General features: G+C 71.1%; 2 protein-coding genes. Both read left to right on the top strand.

Annotated features, from left to right (window positions below; translation table 11 throughout):
- A partial coding sequence (gene smc / locus ABNT58_RS00490; RefSeq protein WP_348751556.1) for a chromosome segregation protein SMC occupies positions 1–2,728 on the top strand: 2,728 nt, incomplete at its 5' end.
- A gap of 34 nt (positions 2,729–2,762) precedes the next feature.
- Positions 2,763–3,821 (top strand): cell division protein FtsZ, encoded by a 1,059-nt coding sequence (locus tag ABNT58_RS00485; RefSeq protein ID WP_348751555.1) that lies wholly within the window; start codon positions 2,763–2,765, stop codon positions 3,819–3,821.
- The last annotated feature ends 99 nt before the right edge of the window (positions 3,822–3,920 follow it).

Below are 3,920 nucleotides of genomic sequence, written 5' to 3'. Positions count from 1 at the left end.
CGAGCTGCGCCACCTGGAAGCCGGGCTGGAAACCATCCGCCAGGCCCACTACGCCGCCAGCGACAACCTGCACACCGCGCAGGGCGCGCTGGCCGAGGCCTCGCTGGAAGTCAGCCGCCTGGAAGAGCGCATCCGTTACGTGGTCGAGGGCCGCAACCGCGCCCAACAGCGCCTGGCCGAGCTGCAGACGCAGATCACGCAATGGGCCGACCGCGGCGCCCAGGCCGAGGCCGAGCTGGAAACCATCGCCGAGCAGATCGCCGCCGCCGACGAACAGGCCGAGGTGCTGGCTGCCCAGGCCGAAGAACAGGCCGGCAGCCTGCCCACGCTGGAAGACGCCGTGCGTGCGGCCCAGGCCCGCGCCAATGAGCAGCGCGGCCAGGTGACGCAGGTGCAGCAGCAGATCCAGCTGCTGGCCGCCGACAGCCGCAACATTGAAGAACAGACGCGCGCGCTGCGCAGTCGGCGCGAGCGCCTGGCCGCCGAGCGCCAGGGCCTGGCCGCGCCCGATGCCGGCCGGCTGGAAGAGCTGCGCGCGCAAAGCGAAGACGCGGCCGAGGCCCAGGCCATCGCCGACGAACGCCTGCATGAACTCACCGAGCAGGTGCCGCAGCTCGACGAGCAGCGCCGCGGCCAGCAGGCCGTGGTCAACCGCGAAACCGCCCGCCAGTCGGAGCTGTCGGCCCGGCTGGAGGCGCTGCGCACGCTGCAGGCCAAGGTGCAGACCGAAGGCAAGCTCAAGCCCTGGCTGGCCAAGCACGGGCTCGATGGCCTGCCCGGGCTGTGGACGCAGGTGCACATCGACACCGGCTGGGAAACCGCGCTGGAATCGGTGCTGCGCGAGCGCCTGAATGCGCTGGAAGTCGGCCGGGTGGACACCGTCAAGGCCTTTGCCGCCGACGCGCCGCCGGCCAAGCTGGCCTTCTTCACCAAGCCCACGGCCACCGCGCCCGACACCCACCAGACGCTGCCGCGCCTGTCGCAGCTGCTGCGGCTGCAGGACAGCGGCCTGAAGGCGCTGATGACCGACTGGCTGGAAGGCGTGTACACCGCCGACTCGCTGGACGCCGCGCTGGCCGCGCGCAGCCAGCTCACCCACGGCGAGATCATCGTCACCCGCGAAGGCCATGCGGTTTCGCAGTTCGCGGTGGCCTTCTACGCGCCCGACTCCGAGCAGGCCGGCATGCTGGCCCGCGCGCAGGAGATCGAGAACCTGGAGCGTGAACTGCGCGCCCAGGCCCTGATCACCGAAGAGAGCAAGACCGCCGCGGTGCGGGCCGAGGCCGCTTATGCCGAAGCTGCCAGCCGCCTGGCCACGGTGCGCCGCGAAGCCGCCGAGGCGCAGACACGCGCCCACCAGCTGCAAGTCGAGTTGATGCGCCTGCAGCAGCAGAGCGAAGCCGCCCAGTCGCGCCGCAGCCAGCTGCAGGACGAGCTGGCCGAGATCGACGGCCAGATGGAAGAGCTGGCCGAGCGTCGCGTGACCGGCGAAGCCCGCTTCGAGGAGCTGGACCTGCAGCTGGCCAACACGCAGGAGCGCCATGCCGAGCTGGAAGAAGCGGTGATCACCGCCGAGCGCCAGCTGGCCGGCGCCCGCGAGCAGCTGCGCACGCTGGAGCGCCAGGCGCAGGAGGCGCAGTTCTCCGCCCGCTCGCTGGCCGCGCGCCGCGGCGAGCTGCAGCGCGCCATCGAAACCGCCAGCCAGCAGGCCGCCGCCAGCCAGCAGACGGCCGAGCAGCTGCAGCAGGAGCTGGCCAGCTTCGACGATGCCGCCGCGCAGGCCGGCCTGCAGGATGCACTGGCCGTGCGGGTGGAGCGCGAAAAGGCCCTGGCCGCGCAGCGCAGCGAATACGACGAGTTGTCCATACAACTTCGCCGCTCCGACGAACAGCGCCTGACGCTGGAGCGCAGCCTGGAGCCCCTGCGCGAGAGCATCGGCAAGCTGCAGCTGGAGCAGCAGGCCGCCTCGCTGGGCGGCGCGCAGTACATGGAGCAGCTCACCGCCGCCGCGGTGGACCTGGCGCAACTGGCCGCCGGCATCGAGGCCGACGGCGTGCGCCTGCACGGCCTGCAGACCGAGATCGACCGCATCAACCGCGACATCGCGGCGCTGGGCGCGGTGAACCTGGCCGCGCTGGACGAACTGGCCAGCGCGCGTGAGCGCAAGGGCTTTCTCGATGCGCAGAACGCCGACCTGCTGGAAGCCATCGGCACGCTGGAAGGCGCGATCCACAAGATCGACCTGGAAACCCGCGACCTGCTGGGCACCACCTTCAACCAGGTCAACGAGGGCTTCGGCCGCATGTTCCCGAGCCTCTTCGGTGGCGGCAATGCGCGGCTGGTGATGACCGGCGACGAGATCCTGGACGCCGGCGTGCAGGTGATGGCGCAGCCGCCGGGCAAGAAGAACAGCACCATCCACCTGCTGTCGGGCGGCGAGAAGGCGCTCACCGCCATCGCGCTGGTGTTTGCCATCTTCCAGCTCAACCCCGCGCCCTTCTGCCTGCTGGACGAAGTGGATGCGCCGCTGGACGACGCCAACACCGAGCGCTACGCCAAGCTGGTGACGCAGATGAGCGAGGGCACGCAGTTCCTCTTCATCAGCCACAACAAGATCGCGATGGAGATGGCGCGGCAGCTGATCGGCGTGACCATGCAGGAGCAGGGCGTGTCCCGCATCGTGGCGGTGGACATGGAAACCGCGGTCGGCATGGTCGAGGCCGGCTGATTCGCTTGAGGACGACGAGACGATGACCCTGACGATGGCTTTGACGATCGTGGCCGTGCTGGTGGTGCTGGCCCTGGTGGCCCACAGCATCTGGACGGCCCGCAACGCCGGCCCCCGACGCGCCGATGGCGAACTGCCCAGCCACCCGCGTGTGGAACCCGGCCTGGAAGGCGCCGCCGCCGCGCCGGAGGCGAGCGAACCGGTGGCCGAGCCCGACCACCCCGGCGAGGTGCTGCCCGAGCTGCGCGTGCCGCCGGTGGGTGGCCGCCGCCTGGCCCGCATCGACCCGCTGATCGACGCCATCGTGCCGCTGACGCTGGAGTCGCCGGTCAGCGGCGACATGGTGCTGGCCCACCTGCCGCCTTCACGGCGCGCCGGCACCAAGCCCTTCCACATCGAAGGCCTGAACGTCGAGACCGGCGACTGGGAAGCGCCGGCCGCCGGCCGCCGCTACAACGAGCTGCAGGCTGGTGTGCAGCTGGCCAACCGCAGCGGCGCGCTCAACGAGATCGAGTACTCCGAGTTCGTGCAGAAGGTGCAGGCCTTTGCCGAGGCGGTGGGCGCGATGCCCGACTTCCCGGACATGCTGGAAGTGGCCGCCCGCGCCCGCGAGCTGGACAACTTCGCCAGCCCGCACGATGCGCAACTGAGCATGGTGCTGCGCGCCAACAGCGCCGCCTGGTCGGTGGGCTTCATCCAGCAAAGTGCGGCGCGCCAGGGCTTTGTGCCCGGCAGCCTGCCGGGCCGGCTGGTGCTGCCGTCGCCTGACGCGGGCGCGCCGCCGGTGCTGGTGCTGGGCTTCGACCCCCAGGCCGCGCTGGCCGACGATCCGGCGGCTGCCGCGCTGCGCGACATCACGCTCAGCCTGGACGTGCCGCAGACGCCCGAGGCGGCCGAGCCCTTCACCGCCTGGCAGGAAGTGGCCCGCGCGCTGGCCACCAGCATGGACGGCACCCTGGTCGACGACCGCGGCTGGCCGATCACGCTGCAGCACTTCACCGGCATCGCCAACGACCTGAAAACCCTCTACGCCCAGCTGGCCGAGCGCGACCTCACCGCCGGCTCGGCGGCGGCGCGGCGGTTGTTCAGCTGAACCCGGAGCCAGGCCATGCGCACCTTGACGGCCAACGAAGCCAAAACCCGGTTCGGTGAGTTCATCGGCCTGGCGCAGCGCGAGCCAGTGCGTGTGATG

This window comes from uncultured Aquincola sp. (assembly GCF_964001545.1).
Taxonomy (GTDB): domain Bacteria; phylum Pseudomonadota; class Gammaproteobacteria; order Burkholderiales; family Burkholderiaceae_C; genus Aquincola.
Note: the sequence above shows the minus strand (reverse complement) of the source record. Positions and strands in the feature narration are given on the sequence as shown.

Bases quoted from the DNA above. Each gene is read 5' to 3' on its own strand.
- ABNT58_RS00485 (WP_348751555.1), top strand. From the start codon at position 2,763: ATGGCTTTGACGATCGTGGCCGTGCTGGTGGTGCTGGCCCTGGTGGCC.